Here is a 24,939-nt window from a genome sequence, read left to right as displayed (position 1 = left end):
AGCCAGCCGCGCCAGAAGCGGGCGATCTGATCGGTGAGGTGAGCGGTTTCGACGTGACGCTTGTCGGACAGCATCAGGTAGGTCTTGAGCGCGTTATAGGCGTCTTCCACGCTCGAGGGCGAGGCGTCGCTATAGAGGCCGCCCTGGCTCGTGTTCGCCATGGCCGCGTGCGCGGAAACAGGCACCGCGCCCGAATCGGGCGTGTGCGTCATCGGCGCGAGTTGATCGGGATGTGCGTCTACGTCCTTGAGGAACGAAGCGAGATTCTGCGAGACCGGCGTGAGCATGATCTGGCGCACGCCGTTGTAATACTCCTCAAGCAGATGCTGTTCGATACGATCGCCCTGATACAGACCGAGCGACACCGCGAGCGGTTTGTCGCGGCGGAACTGTTCGAGCTGATCGATACGGTCTTCAAGGATGTCCATCGCCTGCAGGCGCGACTGCAGATCGTTGCGGTTCTGCTGCAGACGTTCGACGTTGTCGAGATCGGCCTGCACGTTCGCGACCAGTTGCTGATTATTGACTGCCGACCACGTCCAGCCGCCCAGCGCGAGCGCAAGCGCCGCCACCACGCCGAAGAACGTGGCGTAGCGCAGGCGCGTCTTGGCCGGGCTGGCGAATTGGCGCACGGTCTGCTTGTCCGCGAAAATCACCTTGGAAAACAGGTCTTTCAGGAAGAAGCCGTTCTTTGAGAACGCAGCCTGCGCTTTGGGCAGGCCGTCGGAGGACAGCGCGAAACGGCTGGCGATGCGCTGTGCAGCGGCGCTATTGGTTTCGCCTTCCTGCAGCGCGCTTGTGAAATAGAAGCCGCGGAAAATTGGCTTGTACTGGAACGGGTTGTTCTCGAACAGCGTGGCGAGAAACGCGCGCAGCGCCGGCTTGATGGTCGAGAATTCAAGCGGGAAGCTCAGTTGACCCGGCGTGAGCGCATTGCCGCGGCTGATCGACATCTGCGCGATGCTGATTTCCTTGAGGCCTTCGTAAAGTTCTTCAAAACGCTCGTCGAATTGCGCGACGACGTCGCGTTTTTCGTCCGGCTCGTAGGGCAGGGTAGCGCCCCAGACACGGTCGTATTCGTGGCGATCGTTGGCGCTGAAGAATTCGGTGAAGCCCGTGATCAGGTCCACCTTCGTGAACATCACGTAGACGGGCGCAAACACTTCGAGTTTTTCGGTCAGTTCCTGCACGCGCTGGCGCAGGTTCTTCGCCAGATCGATGGCGAATTCAGGGCGATTGCCCGTGAGTTCCGCAATGCTTGCGGTCACGATGATGCCGTTGATCGGCGCCTTCGGGCGATAGCGCTTGAGCAGACCGAGAAAGCCGAGCCATTCGCCGCGATCTTCTTCGTGAATCGAATAGCGGCCAGCCGTGTCGAGCAGAATGCCTTCGGTCGTGAAGAACCAGTCGCAGTTACGCGTGCCGCCGATGCCGTGCACGATGGCTTCTTTTTTATCGGCGAAGGGGAATTGCAGGCCGGAGTTGATCACGGCGCTGCTCTTGCCCGCAGCCGGATTGCCGATGACGATGTACCACGGCAGTTCGTAGAGCGCCGAGCCGCCGGAGAGCTGGCCGATCTTCGAAGTCTTGATGGTCTTGACCGCATCGGTCAGGCGCGTGCGCAATGCGTCCAGTTCGGCCTGGGTGCCGCGCGCAGCGGCTGTGGTAGCGGGCGTTTCAACCTGGGCCTGCTGCTCCAGCATGTCGCCGAGCTTGCGGTTGGCGCGGCGCACGCGAATGCGCTTCACGATCCACACGATCAGCCACAGTGCGATCAGCACGCCGAGCACGACCGCGACCCAGATGAGCCCGATCTGCAGCGTGTCGGCCGCGATATACAGCACGGCTGCCAGCGCAATGAGGCCGATGATGGAAAGCGTGCGCTTGTGAGTCAACACGTTGAGAAAGCGTTGCATATGCCGGTCAGATCCTGATGCTTTGAGTGCTGTTCTGGTGATTCATGCGTGGCGGTGGCGAGGCGAGCAGGGCGCGCGCGCAGCCGGTCATGTGGTGTACAGGATCGGCGGGCGATGTGAAAAACATGGGGAATAGGGAAAGGAATGGCGCGGTCGCCGCGGCATATCGCTCAAAGCATAGAAAGAACGCCCCATAACCTTCCTCTTTATTGTCCGCTTTGCGTTTTGCTTCGGCCCAATCTGCATATACGCATAGGTGCTTATCTGCTGCCGGTTACACGCGCGTGTCATCAGGCATGTCAACTGGCGTTTGCCGGTTTGCGTCCCAGCACGAATCCGGGCTTGTGATATTCGACGTGCCCGAGGTCCATCAATTTCCATCGGCCGCCCCATGTAAGGCCGACCTGTTCGGCAACCTGCCCATATAACTGATAGCCGCGCATCGCCCAAGGATCTTTTTCTGAAATGACGAGCTTGCCGTCGCGCAGGAATGCGTTATCCGCTGCAAGGCCGTATTGGTGATAGCTCTGGAACGCCGCGGCATTAGTCACGCTGCCCCCCATTTTTGCCAGCCGGTCCTGCCGTTCGGGGCTGCGATAACCTTCCAGCAAAGCCATTTCGTAACCGTATTGCTCGCGCATGATTTTATAAACGAGCAGCAAACGCGTACGGAAGTCCGCATCGAGCAGATTCCAGTCGCGGCTCGCATCCACCAGCGCCGGGCGAATCTGTTCGACTTCTTGCGTTGCGAACACCTCGGGCGGCAAGGGCGGCGGCGGAACAAGCTGCTCGCCATTGAGCAGTGCCGCGATTTTTTCATCGGGCACACGAGGCGTGTCATCGTATTGGAATAACTGGTGGCCGCGAAGCGCAATTGCAATCAGCGGCGGCGTCGCAAGAATACCTGTGGTGGACAAAATCAGCAAGCGCCGCTTAATCAGCAAATTTTGCATATCGACCATTGTCGATTGGGAATATTTTGCCGATTTAGAAATATGCTTGCGCGCATGCATGGAACTCGCGGAAATACGTCGAGTGATCACATTATGCAGGTTGAATACGGCATCGAAAAAAGACGCTCGCACGCCCGGTAGCAGCAGAATTGCGGCTATCGGCACGGTAATGACGAAATAGACTACGAGTGCAATGGCAACCAAAAGCGACCCCGTGAACTGAGGCAATTGTTTTTTGTAATGCTTGATTTTAGAATCAGGCCTGCCCGAACTCGGGCCAACACGTATTATTACGGCGAAACAGGCCCGATTCAATGTGCACGATCCGAATGAGACTCTAAAGTAATGAGTGTGCCGGACAATTCCCGACCCAAAGCTCCACCCAGTCTGCTTGCCGATGGCCCTGGCAAGCCGGCCGGCGCACCTGCCAGCGGCACGCCCAATGGCTCGCGTATTCTCGCGAACCTTGAAGGGCGCGTGGTGCCGCCCGTTTCACCCGCCGGCAAGCCGCAGCGGTCCTCGAAAGCCGCCGGATTCGTGGCATTGCTCGTGATTGGCGCGGGGGCATTCGGTGCATGGCACTGGATATCGCGCACGCCGTCCGGTACGTCCAGTACCCCAAGCGTGGCGGCGACAGCGGCCAGCGCGGCGGCTGTCACGGCTGCATCGGCGGCGAGCGCATCGCAGGCGGTCGTTGCGCTCGCACAGAAAAGCGCACCTGAGGAAGCGTCGGTTTCGCACGCGGCCACGATCGTCGCCGACGATGATGCGGCGAATCCCAAAGCCAGCACAGCTAACGACAGCGACCGGCTTTCACGCGCGCTCACGGACGGCAGTGCCAGCGGCGTGCCTGCGGCACCGGTCGTGGCTCAGGCGAAGGCGGTCCAGGCGGCGCAGACGCCTGATAGCAGCACGGCAAAACACAAGCACGAGAGCGCCGAAGCGAAGCCGGAGAAGCATGACAAGGCCAGCGCGCACAAGAACGACAGCAAGACGGCCGTTGCACAGGCGAAGAACGCGCATGCCAACGGCAAGCGGGATGATTCCGACGTCGATCTGCTTGCGGTGCTGGTGGCGCGTACCAAGCCTGCGGACGCGAAGCAAGGCGGCACGCATGGATCGAAGACTTCCGCCAAGGCGGACGGCAGCGCTTCGCTGGCGCAGCAGGTCAAGGCGTGCAGCGAGCGCGGGTTCTTCGAGGACCAGTTGTGCCGCTGGCGCGTCTGCGATGGCCATTGGGGCAAAGACCCGGCATGCCCGCAAGCGGCGAAAGCCAGTAACGAACATTGAAACCGTGACGGTGTGTATGCGCCGTTGCGTGGTTTGCTGGAGGATCGCGCGATCCTTCGGCATGCCAGGTAATTGGCATCGGCAATGCACGGCAGATGGTAGCAAGGATTCTGCATCCGTCTGGTTGACTTAACATAATGCAAATTATCGAAGTTTTAATTCTGTGCTAAATAGAGATGTCGCCCTTGGCAACGCTCAAGGATCCGTCGTGTAAATGCCAACAGGCTCGCGCCGCCCTGTATAAAGCCGAACTTCCGGCCGATTGCAGCCAATCCCATCTGATCGACTTCACCAGCTTTCATGGACGAAAACCGACGCCCAATCAAATCGCGCTCCAACACGGTCATCGTGGCGCTGGCGAAGTTCCTGGCCGGCACGAGCGTGACGCCCAACCAGATATCCTGCGCGAGCGCCGTATTCGCGGCGATTGGCGCGGTGGCGCTGCTCAGGATCGACAGCGTGATCGGCATGATCGTTGCGATCGTGTGTATCCAGCTTCGATTGCTCTGCAATGTCGTCGATGGACTGGTCGCTGTCGAAGGCGGTAAAAAATCCATCGCCGGGCCGCTCTTCAACGAATTTCCAGATCGCATCGCGGACAGCTTCCTGCTGGTCGCGGCCGGTTATGGCGTGGGTCTGCCGTCACTGGGCTGGGCGGCCGCGCTGTTCGCCGCGCTCACGGCGTATGTGCGCGTATTTGGCGGCTCGGTGGGCGTGCCGCAGCGCTTTATCGGCCCGATGGCCAAGCAGCACCGTATGGCGCTGCTCACGCTCGCCTGCATCGCGACGATCGTCGAAGTCGCGCTGCATCGGCAGCCCGTTTGTCTTACCGCAGTGCTCGCGATCATTGCGGCCGGCAGCGCGCTCACGTGCGTGACACGCACGCGCGCACTGGTGCAGGATCTTCACCGGATCACAGAGGAAAAAACTCATGCGTAACGTGATGCAGCGCTGGCTGCTGGGCGTCGTGCGTCTCGTGGTGGGCGCGCGCGGACGCTATGCGAGCACGCCGCCGTCCGCGCAACAGACGATTTATTTCGCCAACCATTCGAGTCACGTCGATACGCTCGCCATTCTCGCGGCGCTGCCGGCCGATCTACGCGCGAGCGTGCGCCCTGCTGCCGCGCGCGATTACTGGGATGCATCGCCCATGCGCCGCTTTATCGCCAACCGCGTGCTGGGCGTGGTGTATGTGACGCGCAAGGGCGAAGGCGAAGACCCGCTCCAGCTCGTGCGCGATGCGCTGGCATCGGGCTGGTCGATCATCATTTTTCCCGAAGGCACGCGCAGCCAGACCGGTGAAATCGGTCCGTTCAAAAGCGGGCTTTACTGGCTTTCGCGCGAGTTTCCCGAGGTACAGCTCGTGCCCGTGCATCTGTCCGATCTCATGCGCGCGATGCCCAAGGGCAAGTTGCTGCCGGTGCCGATCAATTGCAGCGTGTCGTTCGGCGATGCGGTGCCCGGCGCCGCGCAACTCGATAAGGAAGCATTCCTTACCATGGCGCGCGACGCCGTGATTAAACTTCAAAATTCGGTACGGGGATAAGGATGCCGCACGTCTTCTGGATCACGATCGTGGGCGTGGTCGGCCTGCTCTGTCTCTTTACTGTGGTGGGCGCGGTGCTGCGCATGAAGTTCGGTGCGGCCAACACAACCGTCGCCAACATGAACCAGCGCATTGCCGCGTGGTGGGTCATGATCGCCGTGGTCACGGCAGCGTTATGGCTTGGGCCTTACGCGACGCTATTCCTGTTTTTCATCTGCTCGTTCTTCGCGCTGCGCGAGTTCATCACGCTCACGCCGACCAAGCCCGCCGACTACTGGTCGCTCGTGCTGGCCTATTACGTCGCGCTGCCGGGCCAATTTCTGCTGGTCGCGCTGCACTGGTATGGGCTGTTCGCGATTTTCATGCCGGTATATATGTTCTTCGTGCTCTCGGCAGCAGAGGCTTTCTCGCAGGACACCGCCGAATTTCTCGAACGTAACGCCAAGATCCAGTGGGCGCTGATGGTTTGCGTGTATTCGTTCAGTTATGCGCCGGCCCTGCTCCTGTTGCCGCTGCCGCATTACTTCGACAACAACGGGCCGCTACTGCTGTTCTTCCTGCTGGTCGTGCAATCGAGCGATGTGTTCCAGTACGTTTGCGGCAAGCTCTGGGGCAAGCGCAAGCTCTCGCCGCTCGTCAGCCCATCGAAAACGTGGGAAGGACTGATGGGCGGCGGCGCGCTCGCCATCGGGCTGGGCACCCTGCTGCACGGTCTCACGCCGTTCAATGTGTGGCAGGCCGCCCTCATGTCGGCAGTGACGGTGATCGGCGGGTTTATCGGCGGACTCGTGCTGTCGGCCGTCAAGCGCTCGATGGGCGCCAAGGACTGGGGCGTGATGATCGCCGGCCACGGCGGCATGCTCGATCGTATCGACTCCATCTGTTTCGCGGCACCGATCTTCTTCCACCTGACGCGCTATTTCTTCGTGCCGCCGGGCTAAGGCTTCATTGCGCCGCTCTGCACCGGCGGGCGCCCTCGCCCGCACCTCCGCCTTTGGCCGGCACTAGGCGCAATTACAGGCTATAGACTGTATTTTGCATTTACAGCTTTAAGGTTGTATTCTGCATTTACAGTCTATAGACTGTAAGCAGTCTATTTTCCCTTACCCCTCTGCCGGAGCTTCGCGTGGACTACCCGCTCAAGACCGTCAGCCAGTTGCGCCCCATGCTGCTGGGCTTTCGCAAGAAAGCTGGCCTGACCCAGAAAGAACTCGCGCAGCGGCTCGGCATCTCCCAGCAAAGCTACGCCGCCTTCGAAGCGAATCCCGCCGCCGCAAGCGTCGACCGGCTCTTCCGCGTGTTGCGGCTGCTCGCGGTCGATCTGCATCTCGCCGCGGGCGCAACCCAGGCCGAGCCGGTTCGGCGCGTAGCGGTTGTCAGGAAGTCCGCCGCGACGCCACCTGCCGCGAGAAAAGTGGCCGTCAAAAAGGCCGTGGCAAAGAAGGCGGTTGTAAAAAATGCCGCGCTTAAACAGCCAAAGGCCAAAACGGCTGTCACCAGGCGCACCGCTACCGCAGCGCTCAGCACACGCACGGCGGCAAAAAAGACCGAAAAAAAGACCGCAAAAAAAGCAACGAAGCCGGCCGCAGCGCGCAAAGCCGCCGCCGGATCGCCTGCGCGCGAGGACTGGTAAATGGCGCGCACCCGCCTGACGAACCGCCTCGATCTGTGGATGAACGGTCTGCCTGTCGGCTACTGGGAGATCGTGCGTGGCGTCGAACGGCTGGTGTATCTGCAAAGCTGGCTCGATGACGAGCAAGGCCGTCCACTCTCGCTTTCGCTGCCGTTCACGCCGGGCAATCAGCCCTTGCGTGGCGCCATCGTCACCGATTACTTCGACAACCTTCTGCCCGACAGCGAGCGCATCCGGCGGCGCATCGCGGCCCGTTACCGCACGGCGGGCATCTCGCCGTTCGAACTGCTCGCCGTGCTTGGGCGCGATTGCGTGGGCGCGTTGCAACTATTGCCAGCGGGCGAAACGCCGGTCGGGCTGGAATCGATCGAAGGCCGGCCACTCGACGAAGCCTCCATCGCCCGGCTCTTGCGCGATACGACCGCTACGCCTCTTTTTGGGGCGCACGAGCCGGTCGACGATCTGCGTCTGTCGATCGCGGGCGCGCAGGAGAAAACCGCCCTCTTGCGACGCAACGGCCGCTGGCTGCTGCCCGAGGGCAGCACACCCACCACGCACATCCTCAAGCTGCCGCTCGGCCTCGTGGGCAATATGCGCGCCGATATGCGCACGTCGGTCGAAAACGAATGGCTCTGCGCGAAAATCATCGCCGCGTTCGGCCTGCCGATCGCAGAGTGCGAGATTGCGCATTTCGAGGATATGAAGGCGCTGGTGGTCGAACGTTTCGACCGGCGTCTGGCGCGCAACGGTCGCTGGATCGTGCGCTTGCCGCAGGAGGACCTTTGTCAGGCCACGGGGACGCCCGGCATCGTCAAATACGAGGCCGACGGCGGCCCCGGTATCAACGCCGTGATGGCCATGCTTGGCGGCTCGTCGCGTGGGGCCGACGACCGCCGCAATTTTTTTCTCGCGCAGATGCTCTTCTGGCTGCTCGCGGCCACGGACGGTCACGCCAAGAATTTCAGCATCGCGCATCTGCCCGGCAGCCGTTACGTTGCCACGCAGCTTTACGACGTGCTATCCGCGCATCCGATTATCGGGCGCGGTCGCGACCAGCTCGCGGCTCAGCGCGCAAGCCTCGCGATGGCGGTGCGCGGTCGCAACGCGCATTACCGCATTGCGCAGATTTTCCCGCGTCACTGGATTGCGCAGGGGCAGCGTGTGGGTTTTTCCGTCGACGAAGTCGAGGAGATGTTGACGGCGGTGGCGCAGCAGACCGGGCGCGTTATCGATGAAGTCGGCGCGCAACTTCCGGACGATTTCCCGCTCGACGTGGCCGAGGCGGTATTTGCGGGCATGCGGCGTCAGGCGCGGATTCTGGCTGGCGCGGCTTGATCAAGACAAAATGGCGCCGGTCGTACAGACCGGCGCCGCGTTAAGAGTCGTCACTAATCACTGAGGCAGCGTGTGAAATGCGAGGCCGTGGCCGCGCTTAGTGATGACGCTTTGTTGCATCCTTGACGGCTTCCTTCATGTCGCCCACGTTCTTCCGTGCTTCGCCGGCGGCCTGTTGCACGTCGCCCTTGAGCTCGCGTTGCGGATTGTCGGTAGCGCGGCCCACGGCTTCGTTGACCTTGCCCTTGATCTTTTCTGCCGTGCCCTTGACTTGATCCTTGTTCATGGTGCGTCTCCACGTAAAAGCGACGGTGTGTCGCAACGTCTTACCTAGCGCACGAGCCGTTCCCGACACGCCCGTAAAGAGCCGGGTGTTCAGCAACTGAACGCTTTTATGCGGCCAGGCGCGTGGCCACGGGCCATGGCGGGGCGAGAACTATTCCCGATTGCGACGCTGGCCCCCATTCCTTAAGGTGACGTCCTGGCAGCCGCTTCCCGGCTTGCGCGCGAGATTCTCACGAGATTCATACGAGACAAACAGGAGTCAGCATGAGCGTTACCTCTTCCACCCGCCTCCTCGACAACGACAACTGGCATGGCCGCGTCTTTACCGGCGAGTGGCGCGACGGCACGTCGGCCGCCGATGTGCTTGAACCGGCCACGGGCGAGCGCCTCGCGCGTATCGGCATGGCCGACGCGGCTTTCGTCGCGGCGTCGTCGAAGACGGCCTTCGACGCGCAGCGGGCCTGGGCCGCGCTGCCTTATGACGAGCGCGCCGCCGTGTTGCGCCGCGCCGCCCGTCTTGCCGAAGATGCCGCCGAGGAAATCGCCGGCTGGATCGTGCGCGAAAGCGGTTCGACGCGCGGCAAGGCCACGGTCGAAACGATGGCGACCATCAAGGCCCTGCACGAAGCCAGCGCGCTGCCGTCGCGCTCGGCCGGCGAGGTGCTGCCTTCGGTGCCGGGCCGCCTGTCGCTGGCGCGCCGCCGCCCGCTGGGCGTGGTCGGCGTGATTTCGCCGTTCAATTTCCCGCTCTATCTGGCGATGCGCGCCGTGGCTCCGGCCCTCGCGCTCGGCAATGCGGTCGTGCTCAAGCCGGACCCGCGCACCTCGATCTGCGGTGGCTTCACCATCGCGCGCCTGTTCGAGATGGCCGGTCTGCCCGCAGGCCTGTTGCACGTGCTGCCCGGTGACGGCGCGGCGGGCGCGGCGCTCACGAGCGACCCGCACATCGCCATGATCCAGTTCACGGGTTCGACCGGCGCGGGCCGCAAGGTCGGCGAAGCGGCGGGCCGTCACCTCAAGAAGGTCTCGCTGGAGCTGGGTGGCAAGAATTCGCTGATCGTGCTCGACGATGCCGATATCGATCTGGCCGTCGCCAATACGGCCTGGGGTGCTTATCTGCATCAGGGGCAGATTTGCATGGCGACGGGCCGCGTGCTCGTGCAGCGCAAAATTTACGATCAATTCGTGCAAAAGCTGGTGGCGAAGGCATCGGGCCTCACGGTCGGCAATCCGGCTACCGGCAATGTCGCGCTCGGGCCGATCATCAACGCGGCGCAGCGCGACCACATCGCCCGCGTGCTTGCGAATGCGCAGCAAGCCGGCGCACGCGTCGAAACGGGCGGCGGCTATCGCGACCTGTTTTTCGAGCCGACCGTGCTGAGCGGCGTGACGAAGGACAACCCGGCGTTCAACGAGGAAATCTTCGGGCCGGTGGCCGTGGTCGTGCCCTTCGACACCGACGAAGACGCAATTGCACTCGCCAATGATACGGAGTACGGACTGTCGATGGCCGTCGTCACCGCCAACGTGGGCCGCGCGCTGCGCATGGGCGAACGTCTGCGCACGGGCCTGCTGCACATCAACGATCAGACGGTGAACGACGAAGTGATCAACCCGTTTGGCGGCGTCGGCGCTTCGGGCAACGGCACGAGCATTGGCGGCCCGGCCAACTGGGAAGAGTTCACGCAGTGGCAGTGGCTCACCGTCAAGGGCGAAGCCCCGCTCTATCCGATCTAAGCGATCTAAGCGATCTAAGCGATCTAAGCGATCTAAGTGATTTGAGTGATCTGAGGAGACACGCATGAGTACGACATCCCAGGCGGCCCCGGCGGGCCGCACGGTCACCGCTGCCGTCGCGCGTGCCAAGGGCGAGCCGTTCACGATCCAGAAGGCGCGTCTGCGCGGCCCGCAAGGCGACGAGGTGCTGGTGCGCGTGGTCGCCACGGGCCTGTGCCACACCGACCTGATCGTGCGCGACCAGTTCTATCCAGTGCCGCTGCCCGCGGTGCTGGGCCACGAGGGCGCGGGCGTGGTCGAGGAAATCGGCCCGAACGTGAAGAACCTCAAGCCCGGCGATCACGTGGTGCTGACCTACGGCGCGTGCGGGCATTGCCAGCCTTGCGTGGGCGGCCACGGCGCGTATTGCAGCCACTTCTTCGGCCTGAACTTTGGCGGCGGCGATCTTGAAGGCCGCACCGCTATCGAGGACGAGGAAGGCCGCCCGCTGCACGACCACTTCTTTGCGCAGTCGTCGTTCGCGAGTCACGCGCTGGCGCGCGAGAACAATGCGATCAAGGTTCCGCAGGATGCGCCGCTCGAGCTGCTGGGGCCGCTTGGCTGCGGCATCCAGACCGGCGCGGGCGCGGTCATCAATTCGCTGAAGGTCACGCCCGGCAGCCGTTTCGCCAGCTTTGGCGCGGGTGCGGTGGGCCTGTCTGCGGTGATGGCGGCGCGCGTGGCGGGCGCGGCGACCATCATCGCCGTCGATATCGTGCCGTCGCGGCTCGAACTCGCGAAAGAACTGGGCGCGACCCACACGGTCAACAGCCGCGAAGTGGACATGGTCGAGACGATCCGCGAGATTACGGGCGGCGGCGTGGATTTCGCGCTCGAATCGACCGGGCATCCGCAGGTGCTGGCCGACGCGATCGAGGCGCTTGGCACGCTGGGCGCGATCGGCGTGGTGGGCGCGCCGCCGTTGGGCACCAAGGGCGAATTCGACATCAACAGCCTGCTGCTGAACGGGCGCACGATACGCGGCATCGTTGAAGGCGATAGCGTGCCGCAGCGCTTCATTCCGCAACTCGTCGAGCTGTATCAACAAGGGCGTTTTCCGTTCGACAAGCTCGTGAAGTTCTATCCGGTCGAGCAGATCAACGAGGCCGCCGAGGACAGTACGCGCGGCGTCACCCTCAAGCCGATCCTGCGTTTCGCGCACGGCTGAGGCCGGGCCTTCGTAATATCCCCGCTGCGGCAGGCATACCGGCTGAGGTATGCTCGCACTACCCGGCGCGGGCCACATAGTGATCGGCGCCCCGGACGGGCGGCATGGTGCCCTGGAAACGGCGTCATGCCGCCCGTTCTTGCGTCTGGAGTTGTGTCTGGACCATCCGATCCGTCCCCATCGCCTGAAATCGTTTCAACGGGAGCCTGCATGAAGAGCAAATCCGCGTCTCAATCCGTAGCGGATCGCGTGGCGGACAGCACGCTGGCTCAACTGCATTCGGCGCGCGAACGCTTCGGCGGCGGCGAGCATCTGCCCGCCTCGCTTACCGCGGGCCTGCTGCCCGATTCCGTCGCGCGTTCATGGGCGCGCTCGCGCGACGCGGGCGTGCGGCCCTGGCAGGCGCCCGAATACGAACTGCTGAAAAGCGCGCGCAACACGCGCGAATCGCACGAGGACCGGCGTCTTTATAGCTGTGTCGTCGATGAGATCGAACAACTCTGGGACGCCTTCGGCGGCGACGACTGGACCATCTTCTGCGTCAATCCCGAGGGCACGGTGATTCACGCGCGCCGCAGTCCCGCCTGCGACGACGAACTGCTCCTGCCGATCATCGCTGGCCGCCGTATCCTCGAATCGCACATCGGCACCACGGCGCCTAGCTGCGTGCTGCACGAGGGCATTGAAGTGACGGTCGCGGGCGGCCAGCACTATCTCGACCAGCTGGAGCGCGCGTCCTGCATCGCGGTGCCGCTCTACGGGCTGCATGGCGAAGTGATCGGCGCGCTCGATCTCACCGGCACGGGCCAGCGCGATCTTTCGCAGATCAAGGAGCAATTCCGGCTTGCGGCGCTGGCCGCCGAGCAGCGTCTCTTCGCCACCTTGCGCGGTTGTCATTTGTTGCGTGTGCAACATGATCCGCGTTGGCTTGCCACGCCGCTTGCGGGCGTGCTGGCCGTGGAAGAGGACGGCACGTTGCGTGCCGCTAGCCGCGTGGCGCGGCGCATGTTCGGGCTGGAACACGGCGCGCCCCTGCCCCGGCTCGCACTGCGCGATCTGTTCGACGATGCGCCGCTTGCGCAGTTGAGCCGCCTGTTGCGGCCGCAGCGCAACCCGTTGCGCGTTGCGCGCGCGGATGGCAGTCATGTGTGGGTGCAGTACGCGCGCGCGCCGCTCAATCGCAGCACGGCGCGGCGCATGGATGTACCGCTGGCGACGGATGAGGACTTGGCGCCTGCGGGTTTTGTGAGCCCGGCGCAGAACGGTTCGACGCTGGAGGAGCAGACGCTGATCGCCGTGCAGAACGCCATGCGCGAGCACGGCGGCAACGTGGCGGCGGTCGCGCGGCAACTGCGCGTGTCGCGCACGACGGTTTATGCGCGGCTAAAACAGCTTCGTGAAACGGGGATGTTGAGCGAGTGCGGCGACGCGGAGTGAACGTGCGCGCCGCAGCGTGCGAGTTTCAACGGGGCATTCGCATCAATGCCGTTAGCCCGACCGTGCTGACGGAGTCGATCGATGCATTCGGCCCGCTCTTTCCTGGCATCGAAAGCGTACGACGCAGTGTGGAAGGTGTGCAGAGCGGCCGCATGTATCGTGTCGGCCATTGAGATGTGAGCGGTCATGAAAACCCCCGCGCGGCCCGATCCTGAAGGATGGGCCCACGCGGGGCGACAGACCGCGGCGCAGCCTCGCTACGCCGCTTGCTGCATCAATCGTGCGCCATGGCGCGTTCGACGCTGATCTGCGAGGGCATCATATTGACGTTCGCGTTGTGCATGACCCACAGCGACAAGCCGACAATCACCGCAATCAGAAACCCCGTGCAGATAAAGATACCGGTATTCGCGCGCTGGCTGCGCGCCGTACCGATATGCAGGAAATACACCAGTTGCACGACGAGTTGCGCCACGCACAGCACGACGATTGCCGTCAGCCCCTGCGCCGCCGGAATCGCATGAAACATGACCACGCCAAACGACGCAAGTGTGAGCACGAGCGATAGCACCGTGCCGATCATGTAGCCCTTGAAGCTGCCATGCCCGTCGTCGTGGCTGGCCGGATGAGAGACGTGGGATTGGCTCACAGCATGCCTCGCAGATAAACAAAGGTGAAAACGCAGATCCACACGAGATCCAGGAAGTGCCAGAAAAGGCTCAGGCACGCGAGACGCCGGCGCACCGTGCCAGTCAGGCCGAACTTCCAGGTCTGGTGCATCATGATCGCGATCCACAGCAGGCCCGCGCTCACATGCAGACCGTGCGTGCCGACCAGCGTGAAATACGCCGAGAGATACGCGCTCGTATGCGGTCCCGCGCCATCGGCAACCAGCTTGGCGAATTCGTTGATTTCCATGCCGACGAAACCCGCGCCAAACAGGAACGTGACCACGAGCCAGAAAATCACCTGACCGCGGCGCTGCGCATGCAGGCCCAGCATTGCCAGACCAAACGTGACGCTACTCGCGAGCAGCAGCAGCGTTTCGCCGAGCACGTAGGAAAGCTCGAACAGTTGCTTCGCCCCGGGACCGCCTGCCGTCGCATTCGCGAGCACGCCAAAGGTGGCGAAAAGCGTCGCGAAGATGAGGCAGTCGCTCATCAGGTATATCCAGAACCCGAACGTGGTTTTGGTGCTGTCGTCGTGATCGTGGCCATGATCGTGGCCGTGATGTGTCGTTGCAGCGTGAGCCATGATTTACGCGACCTCCTTCATTTCCAGTGCTTCGAGTTGCTGGAAGCGTGCGTTTTCGATGCGCTCGACTTCCGCGGCCGGCACCCAGTAATCGACGTCCTGGTTATAGGTTCGCGCGATAAACGTGCCGATCATGCCGATTAGACCCAGCGCCGCAAACGGCCACATATGCCACACGGCCGCGAAGCCAAACACGAAGCTGAACATCGCGATGATGAACCCCGCGCCGGTGTTGCGCGGCATGTGGATGTCCTCGTACTGGCGCGCCTGCACGTAAGCGATGCCCGCTTCCTTGTTGTCCCAGTGCTGTTCCATCGAGGTGATCTTCGGCATCACGGCGAAGTTGTAGAACGGCGCGGGCGAAGCCGTCGCCCATTCGAGGCTGCGGCCGTCCCACGGATCGCCCGTGACGTCGCGGTTCAGGTCGCGGTCGCGCACGCTCACATAGAGCTGCACGATCAGCGCAAGAATGCCCATGCCGACGAACACCGCGCCCACCAGCGCGACCACCAGCCACATATGCCAGCCCGGCTCCGAATAGTGATTCATGCGGCGCGTCATGCCCTCGAAGCCCAGGATATAGAGCGGCGTGAAGGCCAGCCAGTAACCGATCAGCCAGCACCAGAACGACACCTTGCCCCAGAACTCGTTGAGCGTGAAACCGAACACCTTCGGGAACCAGAAGCTCACGCCAGCCAGACAGCCGAACACCACGCCGCCGATGATGACGTTATGGAAGTGCGCAACGAGAAACAGCGAGTTATGCAGCACGAAGTCCGCGCCCGGCACGGCCAGCAGCACGCCGGTCATGCCGCCCACGGCGAACGTCACCATGAAGCCGATGGTCCAGAGCGTCGCGCTGTGATAGCGGATGCGGCCGCGATACATCGTGAAGAGCCAGTTGAACAGCTTTACGCCGGTCGGGATCGAGATGATCGTCGTCATGATGCCGAAGAAGGCATTGACGTTAGCGCCCGAACCCATCGTGAAGAAGTGGTGCAGCCAGACGAAGAACGACAGGATGCCGATGGAGGACGTGGCGTACACCATCGACTTGTAGCCGAACAACGGTTTGCCCGAGAACGTCGCGATGATTTCCGAAAACGCGCCGAACGCAGGCAGGATCAGGATGTACACCTCGGGGTGGCCCCACACCCAGATCAGGTTGATGTACATCATCGCGTTGCCGCCCAGCTCGTTCGTGAAGAAGTGCATGTCGAGATAGCGGTCCATCGTGAGCAGCGCGAGCGTGCCGGTCAGCACCGGAAACACCGCGACGATCAGGATGTTGGTGATGAGCGCCGTCCACACGAACACCGGCATCATCATCAGCTTCATGCCCGGCGCGCGCATGCGCAGGATCGTCACGATGAAGTTGATGCCCGAAAGCGTCGTGCCCAGCCCCGATATCTGCAGCGACCATATGTAGTAGTCCATACCGACGGTCGGGCTATAGCCGAGTTCGGAGAGCGGCGGATACGCCACCCAGCCCGTCGCCGCGAAATCGCCGACGAACATCGACACCATCACCAGCACCGCGCCCACCACGGAAAGCCAGTAAGACAGCGAGTTGACGAACGGATAAGCCACATCGCGTGCGCCGATCTGCAGCGGCACCACCACGTTCATCAAACCCAGGATGAGCGGCGTGGCCACGAAGAAGATCATGATGACGCCGTGCGCCGTGAAGATCTGGTCGTAGTGATGCGGCGGCAGATAGCCCGCCGCGTCGTTGTAGGCGATGGCCTGTTGCGCGCGCATCATGATCGCGTCGGCGAAACCGCGCAGCAGCATCACGATCGCGAGGATGATGTACATGACGCCAATGCGCTTGTGATCGACCGAGGTCAGCCATTCGCGCCACAGGTAGCCCCACTTGCCCGCGAGCGTGATCGCCGCGAGCAGGGCCAGGCCGCCGAGCGCCACAACGGCGCCGGTGCCCATGATGATGGGCTCGTGCCATGGAACGGCATCGAGCGTGAGTTTTCCGAACATGATGTGATTACTCCGCTGCCAGGGTGGCGGGCGCACGCGCACCGCTTTTATCAACGCTGCTATCGAGGGAAAGTGCGGGGACCGTGGTGCCCGAGCCGCAGATCGGGTTGCCGTGCACGTCGCGCATGTATTTGTCGACCACGCCTTCGAACAGGCCCGGCGCAACATTCGAATAGAGCGCAACCGGCGCTTTCTCGCCCGGCACTGCGAGCTGCTCGTAAGCGCCACGGCTGAGCATCGCGGGCGAGGCCTTGGCGCGCGCGATCCAGGCGTCGAAGTCGGCGCGGCTGGTGGCGAGCGTGTCGAAGTGCATGTCCGAGAAGCCCGGTCCGCTGAATGCCGCCGAGCGGCCCGCGTAGGTGCCGGGCTGATTGGCGATCAGATGCAGCTTCGTTTCCATGCCCGACATCGCATAGACCTGGCTGCCCAGTTGCGGGATGAAGAACGAGTTCATCAGCGATTCGGCGGTCAGGCGGAACGACACCGGCGTATCGACGGGAATCGCCAGCTGGTTCACCGAGGCGACGCCGTAGTCCGGATAGATGAAGAGCCACTTCCAGTTGAGCGCCACCACATCGACGCGGATTGGCTTGACCTGCGACTCGATCGGCTTGTAGGGATCGAGCGAGTGCGTCGTGCGCCAGATCAGCGCGGCAAGCGTGACCACGATGATGCAGGGAATGGTCCAGACCACGATTTCGATGGCGGTCGAGTGCGACCACTTCGGCGCGTAGGTTGCGTTCGTGTTGGAGGCACGATAGCGCCACGCGAACCACAGCGTGAGCGCGATCACTGGAATCACCACGAGCAGCATCAGGCCGAGCGCGATGAGGATGAGGTTTTTTTCCTGCATGCCGATGTCGCCTTTCGGGTCCATCAGCACGGAACTGCAGCCGCCGAGCAAGGCGAGCGCGCCGGCCGTTGCGAGAGGCGCGGCACGGCGAATTAATGAGGTCGGGCGTGTGGTTGGTTGAGGAAGCGGCGGGTCGGCTTCGACGGCCGTTCCTCTTCGGAGGTGGAGGTTGCGCATGTCGGGTTCCATGGTTGACGATCGCGCAAACCCATCCATACGTGCTCACCTCGCCTTCGGTGTGACGCCGCCAGGGCGCCAGCCGGAGGCCCATACATAGCCTATATGTATGGATTTACGCGCTTCGTGTCCGCATGCTAGAGTAAGACATGAACCATACATCTGCGACAGAATGACGCGAAAAGAGCACATCGATCCGGACAAGAAAGACGCGGCGGCGGCGTGGGCTTCGGCGCTGCAAGGCGGCGTCGGGCCGCGCTATCTGCGTCTGGTCGATTTCATCGAGCGCGCCGTGGCCGACGGGACGCTCTCGCCCGGTGAGCGCGCGCCCGCGCAACGCACGCTGGCCGATCTGCTGGAAGTCGATCTGACCACCATCACGCGCGGCTTCAACGAAGCGCGGCGGCGCGGACTGATCGAAGCGCGCGGGCCGCTTGGCACTTTCATTGCCGCGCCGCGCGCCGAACTCGCCCAGCGCGTGGATCTGAGCATGAACATCCCGCCGCCGCCGCAAGGGCTGGACGCCGACGCGCTGCTGCGCGAGGGGCTGTCGCGCCTGCTGTTACGCAGCGACGCCGATCTCTTGATGACGTACCACATCGGCGGTGGCGCGGCGGCCGATTGCGCGGCGGGCGCGAAGTGGCTCGAACCGTTGCTGGGCAAGGTCGATCCGGCGCGTGTGGTGGTCTGCTCCGGGGCGCAGGCGGCGCTGGCCGCGCTGATCCTCGCCTTCACGGCGCCCGGCGACGTGGTGCTGAGCGAGCCGCTCGTCTATCCCGGGCTGCCGCATGCGGTGGCGCAACTGGGTCGCCGCCTCCAGACCGTGGCCACGGACGCCGAAGGCATGCTGCCCGACGCGCTCGACGCCGCGTGCCGCCTGCACGGCGCGCGCATGCTCTACCTGAACCCGACGCTGCAAAATCCAACGGCCACCACGCTCTCCGAAGCGCGCCGCCGCGATCTGCTGCGCGTGGCCCAACGTCACGGCGTGCGCATCGTCGAAGATGACCCGTACTGGCGCTTCGCGCCCGACGCTCCGCCACCGCTCGCGCGCATGGCGCCCGCCCAGGTCTGCTATCTCTCGACGCTTTCCAAGACGCTTTCGCCTGGGCTGCGCACCGCTTTCCTGACGCTGCCCGACAGCGCCGCGCATGCGCGCGTGCTGGCCGCGTTGCGCTCGTTCTCGTTGATGGCCGCCCCGCTCACGAACGCGCTGGCGATGCAGTGGATCGAGGATGGCGTCGCCGATGAGATTTTTCGGGGCGTGCGCGCCGAGGCCCAGGCGCGCCAGCGCCTGGCGGCGCAACTGCTGGGGCCTGCGGCGGCCGAGAGCGCCGGCATCCACCTCTGGTACGCGCTGCCGAGCTACTGGCAGGCGCGCGAACTGGCCGCGGCGGCCAGCACCGAAGGGCTGGCCGTGGCGCCATGCACTGCTTTCGATCAGGGCGGCGGCGCGGCCAATGCGATCCGCATTTCGCTGGGCGCGACGGCCGACCGCGCACGCCTGCAGGCCGCGTTGCGGCGGCTATCGGCGCTGCTGGCTGTCGATCGGTCGGCACAGGCGCAAGTGATCGTTTGACGATTGATGGCGGGTGCGATCCGACCCTGGCATCGCGCTTGCTTCCTCTTTTTCCCTGACTGACGGGACCGGCACATTGGCGCAGACGCTGTCACGCCGCGCCGGTACACTCGTCGAATCACATTCCGGATGGCTTTATGGATCGGATGCGGCTGCGCGCCGCGTCCCACGTAACCGCGCCGCAGGCGCTTATTTTTCGGGAGGTTGGAAGATGGCCAACGACAAGATGTTGCAGCAGATGCGCGAGAAACCCGGCTTTATCGCGGCGCTCGACCAGAGCGGCGGCTCCACGCCCGGCGCGCTTCGGCAATACGGCATCCCGGAAAGCGACTACAGCAGCGACGCCGACATGTTTCGCCTCATGCACGAAATGCGCGTGCGCATCATCAGCGCGCCGGCGTTCACGGGCGAGAAAGTGATCGGCGCGATCCTGTTCGAGCAGACCATGGATGGCCAGGCGCACGGCAAGCCGGTGCCCGCATTCCTCTGGGAAGACCGCGGCGTGGTGCCGTTCCTGAAGGTGGACAAGGGGCTGGAGAGCGAAGCGGACGGCGTGCGCCTGATGAAGCCGAATCCCGGCCTCGACGCCCTGCTGGAGCGCGCCGTGAAGGCCGGCATTTTCGGCACCAAGATGCGTTCGGTGATCGAGCGTGCGTCGGCTGTGGGCATCGCTGCTATCGCGCAGCAGCAGTTCGAGGTGGGTGCGCAGATCAGCGCGAAAGGGCTCGTGCCGATTCTCGAACCCGAAATCTCGATCAAGGCGCCCGACAAGGCCGAAGCCGAGGCGCTGCTGCGCGACGAACTGCTCAAGGGGCTGGACGCCCTGCCTGCCTCGCGCAACGTCATGATCAAGCTGACGATTCCCGATGTGCCGGACTTCTACAAGCCGCTCATCGATCACCCGCGCGTCGTGCGTGTGGTCGCGCTGTCGGGCGGTTATTCGCGCAGCGACGCATGCGAGCGCCTCACGCACAACCACGGCATGATCGCGAGCTTTTCGCGCGCGCTCATCAACGACCTCACGAAGCAGATGAGCGATGCGGAGTTCGACGCCACGCTGGCGGCGAGCATCGACGAAATCTACCAGGCGTCGGTGCGTAAAAGCTGATCGGCTTGTGATCGGTCAAACGATCGGCGCGCCATAAGTCGCAGTAAGTTGAGCAAAGGACAGCTGGGGTCATATCGCGGCTGTCCTTTTTCATGGCCGGTTATACTGTGCGCCTTCCATAGCTCACGACGCGCACTGGCCATGAGGCGCCTACTCTGCCTGCTCGCCTTGCTGCCCGGCCTCGTGCAACACGCAGCGGCGCAGCAGGCTCCCCCGCAAGGGGACGACAAAAAGCTTCCCACCTATCTGAGCCAGAAGTTCGGGCTGGCGAAGGAAAAAGCCGCGCAGATTTCGGAAGCGGTCACGACGGCGGCGGCGAAATACTCGCTACCGCCGGCTGTACTGCTCGCCATCATTTCGGTCGAATCGCGCTTTCACGACAAGGCGCGTGGCGGCAATAACGCCACCGGACTGATGCAGGTCGTGCCTTCGGCGCACCGAAATCTCTTGCGCAATGTCAAAGATCTCACCGACCCCGACGTCAATATCGACGTAGGCTCGTCGATTCTCTACGGCTATAAGCGCGCGGCCGGCGGCGATCTGGATGCGGCGATGAAGAACTACGGTGGATCGAAGGCCTATGCCGAAAAGATCCGCTTGCGCGCCGCGGAGTTCAGTCGCGTGCTCGATAGCGCAAGCGCCCCCCAGGCCGGTGGCGCGGCTGAGGACGACGCGGCGCCGAGTTTCAGCGGGGCATTTTCGGCCAATATCGCGGCGAGCGACGTAGCGGCAACAGCCGCGCAAGGGGCTTCGGCCACGCCTGCGCAGGCCGCTTCTGCCGCCTCAAACGCCGATCCGCTCGCCGCACGCAACTATTCGCGCTCGCGCGAGCGCTGAACCCGTTTAAACCGGACTGCAAAAGCAAACCGCCCGGCGAGGTTCACTCGCCGGGCGTGTCTTGTGCCGCGTTCGATTACAGCGCCTTGGTGGCGCTGATCGCTCAGGCGTCGGCTGCGGGCGTTGCGCCTTCGTTGCCTTGTGCGCCTTGTGCGTTGCCCTCTGCGTCGCCCTTGGCTTCCACGGCGGCATCGGCCACAGGCGCTGCGGGGGCCGCAGGGGCCGGTGCTGCGGCTTCCGGTTGCACTGCTGCAGCCGTTGCATCCGCTTGCACCGTCTTTGCGGCTTCCTGAGCCTTGGCTTGCGCTTCGGCTTTGGCCTTCTGGCGTGCGAGCGCTGCGTTGGCGCGGCCAACGTGCGACGGGTCGATGCCCGGACCTTCCGAGGCGCTGCCGTCCAGCTCGAAGCGCGAGCCGCCTGCCGCAACGCGCTCGTGATAGCGCGGATGATTCACATGGCGCTTGAGCACGGCGACGATCAGCGTGCGCTCGTAGTCAGGATGGCGCGTGACCAGATCCTCCGCGACGCCGATCTTCAGCGGCAGACGATCGCGGAACGCCGGATACAGCTTCGCGAATACGTTCCAGACCGTATTGAGCTGGCGGTTGCGCTCGATGCGCGCCTTTTCCTCTTCGCTCAGATTGGCCATCGATTGCTGGGCGCGCGCCGGACGCTGGCGATTGTTGCTGCGCTCGCCACGCTCGTTACGTTCGCCGTCACGCGGGCCGCGCGACTGGCGCGGCGGCTTGCCGGGCTGACCGCTGGCGTCCTGCGGCTTGCCGCCTTCGCCGGCGGGGCGGCCCTGGCCTTGCCCCTTCGCGTGCTGCGGACGGGCGCGCGAGCGCGCCTCGTCGGCGCCTGCCGGACGAGGACCCTTCGGGCCCTTGTGGCCGGGCGCGCCCTGCGCGCGACGCTGGCCTTGTGCGCCTTTCGGTGCGCCCTTGGGCGCGTGCTTGCCTTGCGGCGACTGCGCCTGTTCTTCGGGCGGCTGACCCGTACCCAACCCCATGCTCTTCTTGAGTTCAAGCAGCCCGTCTTTGAGGCTCAGGGGTCGGCGTTGTTGCGATGCGGCTTTCACGTCCAGCTCTCTTCCTTATTGGATCGGACGCTATGATACAGAATCGCGCGCCGCATTTCTGTCTCGTCGCGCTTTGTGGCTGTGATCCGCAAGATTTGGCGCTGCTTTCGATACGTGTGAGCACGCGTAAAACGCGCTGATCGACGCCTGCGGATTTGCCTGATTCTCTTGATTTCATGCGCTCGCAGTGCAAAAAAACGGCACATTCTTGTCTGGAGCACGTCGCGTCGGACCCTCGATTCCGCAAAAATGCATTCGACGATGCGCGGCTGCCAATAGCTGCATCGTGTTTTTTATTTTTTGTTTTTCCCCTATAAATCATGACCCAATCCGGTATTTCCCCCGCTCCGACGCGCGCCATCGTCACGGGCCATTCGCGTGGTCTGGGTGCCGCGCTGGCCGAATTGCTGCTGGAGCGCCAGATCGACGTGCTCGGCGTGGGCCGTAGCGCGCACCCGACGCTGGCGCAACGCGAGCGAGCGGCATCGGCATCGGCATCGGCATCGCAGCCTGCTGATTTTGTAGAGGCATCCCTCGATCTCGCCGATCCCGCCGCCATCGAACAGTGGCTCGCAAGCGGCGTTCTGCAACGCTTCGTCCAGGGCGCGCAGTGCGTCTTGCTGTTCAACAACGCGGGCATGGTCGACCCGATTGCGCCGCTCGGCGCCCAGGATGCGAGCGCGATTGCCCGTGCCGTCACGCTCAATGTCGCCGCGCCGCTGATGCTGGCCAATGCGATCGTGTCGGTTCAGGCCCACGAACGCCGTATCGTCCATATTTCGAGCGGCGCGGCGCGCAGCGCTTACGCCGGCTGGAGCGTCTACTGCGCCACCAAGGCAGCGCTCGATCATCATGCGCGCGCGGTCGCGCTTGATGCGCCAGATGGCGTGCGTATCAGCAGTGTGGCGCCTGGCGTCGTGGACACCGGCATGCAGGCGACGATCCGCGCAACCAGCGTCGATCACTTCCCGTTGCGTGGCCGCTTCGACGAACTCAAGCAAACAGGCAAGCTGGCGACACCGGAAGATTCCGCGCGCCAGTTGGTCGACTATGCGTTGAGCGACGCATTCGGTTCGTCGCCCGTTACGGACGTGCGCGAACTCGCACAGGCGTAAAGTCAGGCGCGCCTCCCGCAAAATCTCACCTTTGATTGCGGCGATGTTGCGTGCGTATCAAGGCGTAGCACGTTTTTCTGCGGTGCTATTGATAGTTTTGTTGGCCGCCTGATAACAGATCCCGCAAACGCTCACCTTTTACAACGTTAATTCAGGTGAGCGCCACGCGCGGCCGTTCGGCTTTCCAGCGTCGAGCGCCCCCTGCAAGCATCAGTAACGCAGCAATTGCCAGCGCGTCGCCAACAAGGCGCGCTGGCAGCAGCGTATTCGAATGCGTAGCGCGCAACAGTGTGTCGATCGTATTGGAAGCCAGCGCCCCGCCCACGAAACACACGAGCCCCTGCTGCCCCACCGTGACGATGCCCGGTAAGCGCTGCGCGAGCCAGCCGACCCAGCCAAGCCGCGTGGCCTGCACTGCAAGCCAGGCCACGGTGGCGAAGCTCACGATGCGCACACTCGCGAGATTCTGTTTCATATAGCCCGGCTGCGGATCGACTTCGACGAATAGCCGCACGAACGCAAAAACGGCGACCGAAACGCAGGCGAGCAGCGTCAGGCCGCGGCCAAAGCGCGAAGTCTGAAATGCATCCGAAATGGGATAAAGCCGACACAGCAGCCCGAGCATGAACATGGCCTGCCACGCGAAGGGATTGAACGGCCAGATCGACCCAGGCACCGAGGGCAGATAACCGCCGAGCCAGCTACTCGCGAACCAGAGCGCGAAGCTGCCGAGCAACGCGGCGGCGGGCGCGCGCCGCGCAACTGGCATCACCAGAGGCAACGCGAGCACGAGCAGGACATAAAGCGGCAATACCCCGGCCAGATAGGGTTGATCGCGAAAGATCGCGATATTGCCGAGCATCGCGAACGGATGCGCCGTAAAGCGCGCGAAGCCCGACACATTCACAAGCGGCGAATCCACACGCAATGCGCCGGCTGCCGCACCAGAAAGCAGCATCAATACCGCCGCGCACAGATAGGCGGCATAGATTTCGCGGCTGCGTCGAAAAAAGCGCCAGTTTGCGGCATCGATGCCCTTGCGTGCAGCAATCGCCAGCCAGCTCGCCGCCGACACATAGCCGCTCACGAACACAAACACTTCTGCCGAATCGCAGTACGCGAAAGTATGCAGCATGCCGTGCGAAAGCACGCTGGAAGGAATATGGTCGAGGGCAATCGCAATCAAGGCGAAACCGCGAAAGAAGTCGATTTCGACGGATCGCTGCGCTGTCTGGCTCATCAGTGAAGGCTCCCGCTCTGCTCTGATCGTACGGTTGAGAGACGAAAAAGACCGGAATGCGACGGCTCGAAGCATTGGCGCGCAGAGTGCGCGCGAATCGATTCGTAAGGATGGCTGATCGATAGGCAAACGGCTGGGTGCGGCGGAATGCGTTTGAAAGCTCTGCAATGACTTGCCTGGGCAATCAAGCGGCCCGCTTGCGCATGCGAAATCAATGCCAGCTTTAATGCGGTTTTTAATGCCGACGGTTCACCCTGGATCCGCAGCATCGCATAGTCGCCGCAACGACTGCAGTTTCCACCCAAGGCGCAAGACGACCGTAAGAAACCGCCTGCGCCAGGGCTTACCCGCCCTTCCGGCAAAT

The 24,939-nt window shown here is 63.4% G+C and carries 22 protein-coding genes and 1 pseudogene; 14 read left to right on the top strand and 9 right to left on the bottom strand.

Annotated elements, in window-relative coordinates; all coding sequences use genetic code 11:
- Together tssM and VG320_RS20015 are read right to left on the bottom strand one after the other, a co-directional pair.
- Positions 1-1,916 (bottom strand): type VI secretion system membrane subunit TssM (tssM, locus tag VG320_RS20020; protein WP_327201809.1); only part of this gene is annotated, 1,916 nt, incomplete at its 3' end.
- A 299-nt stretch (positions 1,917-2,215) separates the two neighbouring features.
- Positions 2,216-3,073: a M15 family metallopeptidase gene (locus tag VG320_RS20015; RefSeq protein WP_327201808.1), complete on the bottom strand. Its 858-nt coding sequence runs from the start codon at positions 3,071-3,073 to the stop codon at positions 2,216-2,218.
- A 141-nt stretch (positions 3,074-3,214) separates the two neighbouring features.
- Here VG320_RS20015 and VG320_RS20010 point away from each other — a divergent pair, with 141 nt between their 5' ends.
- From VG320_RS20010 to VG320_RS19985, 6 genes are all read left to right on the top strand, one after another.
- Positions 3,215-4,159: a hypothetical protein gene (locus VG320_RS20010; RefSeq protein ID WP_327201807.1), complete on the top strand. Its 945-nt coding sequence runs from the start codon at positions 3,215-3,217 to the stop codon at positions 4,157-4,159.
- 300 nt (positions 4,160-4,459) lie between these two features.
- Positions 4,460-5,098, top strand: a complete 639-nt coding sequence (locus VG320_RS20005) for a CDP-alcohol phosphatidyltransferase family protein (protein ID WP_327201806.1) — start codon at positions 4,460-4,462, stop codon at positions 5,096-5,098.
- On the top strand, positions 5,091-5,705 hold the full coding sequence (locus VG320_RS20000; RefSeq protein ID WP_327201805.1) for a lysophospholipid acyltransferase family protein: 615 nt from the start codon (positions 5,091-5,093) through the stop codon (positions 5,703-5,705). Before VG320_RS20005 ends, VG320_RS20000 begins: the two co-directional genes overlap by 8 nt.
- A 2-nt stretch (positions 5,706-5,707) precedes the next feature.
- Complete coding sequence (locus VG320_RS19995; RefSeq protein ID WP_327201804.1) at positions 5,708-6,646, top strand: phosphatidate cytidylyltransferase; 939 nt, start codon at positions 5,708-5,710, stop codon at positions 6,644-6,646.
- 185 nt (positions 6,647-6,831) lie between these two features.
- Positions 6,832-7,338 (top strand): helix-turn-helix transcriptional regulator, encoded by a 507-nt coding sequence (locus VG320_RS19990; RefSeq protein WP_327201803.1) that lies wholly within the window; start codon positions 6,832-6,834, stop codon positions 7,336-7,338.
- Positions 7,339-8,673: a type II toxin-antitoxin system HipA family toxin gene (locus VG320_RS19985; RefSeq protein WP_327201802.1), complete on the top strand. Its 1,335-nt coding sequence runs from the start codon at positions 7,339-7,341 to the stop codon at positions 8,671-8,673.
- A 97-nt stretch (positions 8,674-8,770) separates the two neighbouring features.
- Here the strand turns inward: VG320_RS19985 and VG320_RS19980 are convergent, their stop codons facing one another.
- On the bottom strand, positions 8,771-8,959 hold the full coding sequence (locus VG320_RS19980) for a CsbD family protein (RefSeq protein ID WP_327201801.1): 189 nt from the start codon (positions 8,957-8,959) through the stop codon (positions 8,771-8,773).
- Positions 8,960-9,222: 263 nt separating this feature from the next.
- Here VG320_RS19980 and VG320_RS19975 point away from each other — a divergent pair, with 263 nt between their 5' ends.
- The 4 genes and pseudogenes from VG320_RS19975 to VG320_RS19960 form a co-directional block, all read left to right on the top strand.
- Positions 9,223-10,695, top strand: a complete 1,473-nt coding sequence (locus VG320_RS19975; protein WP_327201800.1) for a benzaldehyde dehydrogenase — start codon at positions 9,223-9,225, stop codon at positions 10,693-10,695.
- Positions 10,696-10,759: 64 nt separating this feature from the next.
- Positions 10,760-11,902 carry an NAD(P)-dependent alcohol dehydrogenase gene (locus tag VG320_RS19970; protein ID WP_327201799.1) on the top strand — a complete coding sequence of 381 codons (1,143 nt, stop codon included), beginning with the start codon at positions 10,760-10,762 and terminating at the stop codon, positions 11,900-11,902.
- A 210-nt stretch (positions 11,903-12,112) separates the two neighbouring features.
- The gene (locus tag VG320_RS19965) at positions 12,113-13,339 is read left to right on the top strand and encodes a helix-turn-helix domain-containing protein (RefSeq protein WP_327201798.1); all 1,227 of its coding nucleotides are present in this window, start codon (positions 12,113-12,115) and stop codon (positions 13,337-13,339) included.
- A 2-nt stretch (positions 13,340-13,341) separates the two neighbouring features.
- Positions 13,342-13,512, top strand: a pseudogene (locus VG320_RS19960) (short chain dehydrogenase); the annotation flags it as partial.
- 101 nt (positions 13,513-13,613) lie between these two features.
- Here the strand turns inward: VG320_RS19960 and cyoD are convergent.
- From cyoD to cyoA, 4 genes are read right to left on the bottom strand one after another with little or no spacing between them, the layout of a single operon-like run.
- Positions 13,614-13,988, bottom strand: a complete 375-nt coding sequence (gene cyoD / locus VG320_RS19955) for a cytochrome o ubiquinol oxidase subunit IV (RefSeq protein WP_327201797.1) — start codon at positions 13,986-13,988, stop codon at positions 13,614-13,616.
- A complete protein-coding gene (cyoC, locus tag VG320_RS19950; RefSeq protein ID WP_327201796.1) occupies positions 13,985-14,593 on the bottom strand; it encodes a cytochrome o ubiquinol oxidase subunit III in 609 nt (202 codons plus the stop codon). The genes cyoD and cyoC overlap by 4 nt, the downstream gene beginning before the upstream one ends.
- Before the next feature lie 3 nt (positions 14,594-14,596).
- Positions 14,597-16,588 carry a cytochrome o ubiquinol oxidase subunit I gene (gene cyoB / locus VG320_RS19945; RefSeq protein WP_327201795.1) on the bottom strand — a complete coding sequence of 664 codons (1,992 nt, stop codon included), beginning with the start codon at positions 16,586-16,588 and terminating at the stop codon, positions 14,597-14,599.
- Positions 16,589-16,595: 7 nt separating this feature from the next.
- A complete protein-coding gene (gene cyoA / locus VG320_RS19940) occupies positions 16,596-17,618 on the bottom strand; it encodes a ubiquinol oxidase subunit II (RefSeq protein WP_327201794.1) in 1,023 nt (340 codons plus the stop codon).
- Between the two features lie 172 nt (positions 17,619-17,790).
- Here cyoA and VG320_RS19935 point away from each other — a divergent pair, with 172 nt between their 5' ends.
- The 3 genes from VG320_RS19935 to VG320_RS19925 all read left to right on the top strand — a co-directional run bounded on the left by VG320_RS19935 (position 17,791) and on the right by VG320_RS19925 (position 21,142).
- The gene (locus VG320_RS19935) at positions 17,791-19,197 is read left to right on the top strand and encodes a PLP-dependent aminotransferase family protein (RefSeq protein WP_327201793.1); all 1,407 of its coding nucleotides are present in this window, start codon (positions 17,791-17,793) and stop codon (positions 19,195-19,197) included.
- 211 nt (positions 19,198-19,408) lie between these two features.
- Positions 19,409-20,305 (top strand): fructose bisphosphate aldolase, encoded by an 897-nt coding sequence (locus VG320_RS19930; protein ID WP_327201792.1) that lies wholly within the window; start codon positions 19,409-19,411, stop codon positions 20,303-20,305.
- A 141-nt stretch (positions 20,306-20,446) separates the two neighbouring features.
- Positions 20,447-21,142 carry a transglycosylase SLT domain-containing protein gene (locus VG320_RS19925; RefSeq protein ID WP_327201791.1) on the top strand — a complete coding sequence of 232 codons (696 nt, stop codon included), beginning with the start codon at positions 20,447-20,449 and terminating at the stop codon, positions 21,140-21,142.
- A 103-nt stretch (positions 21,143-21,245) separates the two neighbouring features.
- Here VG320_RS19925 and VG320_RS19920 read toward each other — a convergent pair whose 3' ends face one another.
- Entirely contained in the window at positions 21,246-22,220 is a 975-nt protein-coding gene (locus VG320_RS19920; RefSeq protein WP_327201790.1) for a ProQ/FINO family protein, read from the bottom strand.
- 320 nt (positions 22,221-22,540) lie between these two features.
- Between VG320_RS19920 and VG320_RS19915 the strand changes: the two genes are divergently transcribed.
- Complete coding sequence (locus VG320_RS19915; protein ID WP_327201789.1) at positions 22,541-23,335, top strand: SDR family oxidoreductase; 795 nt, start codon at positions 22,541-22,543, stop codon at positions 23,333-23,335.
- A 151-nt stretch (positions 23,336-23,486) separates the two neighbouring features.
- Here VG320_RS19915 and opgC read toward each other — a convergent pair whose 3' ends face one another.
- Entirely contained in the window at positions 23,487-24,575 is a 1,089-nt protein-coding gene (gene opgC / locus VG320_RS19910; RefSeq protein WP_327201788.1) for an OpgC domain-containing protein, read from the bottom strand.
- Positions 24,576-24,939 lie beyond the last annotated feature (364 nt).

The organism is Paraburkholderia sp., assembly GCF_035948235.1.
Lineage (GTDB): Bacteria > Pseudomonadota > Gammaproteobacteria > Burkholderiales > Burkholderiaceae > Paraburkholderia.
Note: the sequence above shows the minus strand (reverse complement) of the source record. Positions and strands in the feature narration are given on the sequence as shown.

Bases quoted from the DNA above. Each gene is read 5' to 3' on its own strand.
- VG320_RS19970 (WP_327201799.1), top strand. From the start codon at position 10,760: ATGAGTACGACATCCCAGGCGGCCCCGGCGGGCCGCACGGTCACCGCT.
- VG320_RS19930 (WP_327201792.1), top strand. From the start codon at position 19,409: ATGGCCAACGACAAGATGTTGCAGCAGATGCGCGAGAAACCCGGCTTT.
- cyoA (WP_327201794.1), bottom strand. From the start codon at position 17,618: ATGCGCAACCTCCACCTCCGAAGAGGAACGGCCGTCGAAGCCGACCCG.
- VG320_RS19915 (WP_327201789.1), top strand. From the start codon at position 22,541: ATGACCCAATCCGGTATTTCCCCCGCTCCGACGCGCGCCATCGTCACG.
- VG320_RS20000 (WP_327201805.1), top strand. From the start codon at position 5,091: ATGCGTAACGTGATGCAGCGCTGGCTGCTGGGCGTCGTGCGTCTCGTG.
- VG320_RS20005 (WP_327201806.1), top strand. From the start codon at position 4,460: ATGGACGAAAACCGACGCCCAATCAAATCGCGCTCCAACACGGTCATC.
- opgC (WP_327201788.1), bottom strand. From the start codon at position 24,575: ATGAGCCAGACAGCGCAGCGATCCGTCGAAATCGACTTCTTTCGCGGT.
- VG320_RS19925 (WP_327201791.1), top strand. From the start codon at position 20,447: ATGAGGCGCCTACTCTGCCTGCTCGCCTTGCTGCCCGGCCTCGTGCAA.
- VG320_RS19965 (WP_327201798.1), top strand. From the start codon at position 12,113: ATGAAGAGCAAATCCGCGTCTCAATCCGTAGCGGATCGCGTGGCGGAC.
- cyoB (WP_327201795.1), bottom strand. From the start codon at position 16,588: ATGTTCGGAAAACTCACGCTCGATGCCGTTCCATGGCACGAGCCCATC.
- VG320_RS19985 (WP_327201802.1), top strand. From the start codon at position 7,339: ATGGCGCGCACCCGCCTGACGAACCGCCTCGATCTGTGGATGAACGGT.
- VG320_RS19935 (WP_327201793.1), top strand. From the start codon at position 17,791: ATGACGCGAAAAGAGCACATCGATCCGGACAAGAAAGACGCGGCGGCG.
- VG320_RS19995 (WP_327201804.1), top strand. From the start codon at position 5,708: ATGCCGCACGTCTTCTGGATCACGATCGTGGGCGTGGTCGGCCTGCTC.
- VG320_RS19975 (WP_327201800.1), top strand. From the start codon at position 9,223: ATGAGCGTTACCTCTTCCACCCGCCTCCTCGACAACGACAACTGGCAT.
- cyoC (WP_327201796.1), bottom strand. From the start codon at position 14,593: ATGGCTCACGCTGCAACGACACATCACGGCCACGATCATGGCCACGAT.
- VG320_RS20010 (WP_327201807.1), top strand. From the start codon at position 3,215: ATGAGTGTGCCGGACAATTCCCGACCCAAAGCTCCACCCAGTCTGCTT.
- VG320_RS19980 (WP_327201801.1), bottom strand. From the start codon at position 8,959: ATGAACAAGGATCAAGTCAAGGGCACGGCAGAAAAGATCAAGGGCAAG.